Here is a 434-nt window from a genome sequence, read left to right on the forward strand (position 1 = left end):
GTGGCCGCGCCGGGGAAGTCGACGCCGGTGGCGGGTGCCATCGGAGATGGTGCGGGTGACCCGGTAGCCGCTGCGGCGTTCGGCGTCGGTGTGTGCGCTGGTCGCCGGGGTCGCGGCCGGTAGCCGGTCGGTGATCGCGGCCAGCAGCGCGGGTCTGTTGCCCTTCACGGTGAACACGTAGTCCGCGCCTCGGTTCCGCAGGTAGGTGGCGGTGTCGCCGCTGGGGTGCGCGGCATCGGCGGTGATGACCGTGCCGGCGATCTCGGTGTGGTCGAGCAACGCCCGGATCTGGGTGACCTCGGTGGTGCCGGCCGGGACCAGCACCTGGGCGACGACCACCGCGGTGTCGTGGCGCATCGCGGCGAACAGCTGTACGTCGACCCCGTCCGGTCCGCCCGAGTGGCGGACGGTCTTGCCGTCCACCGCCAGCCCGC

The 434-nt window shown here is 73.5% G+C and carries 1 protein-coding gene; it reads right to left on the reverse strand.

Features of this window, described 5'->3' with window-relative positions; all coding sequences use genetic code 11:
- Window positions 1-434 (reverse strand): ISAs1 family transposase (locus tag ACFHWU_RS29425; RefSeq protein ID WP_416592344.1); only part of this gene is annotated, 434 nt, incomplete at both ends.

It is taken from the genome of Micromonospora sp. LOL_015, assembly GCF_048060275.1.
GTDB lineage: Bacteria > Actinomycetota > Actinomycetes > Mycobacteriales > Micromonosporaceae > Micromonospora_E.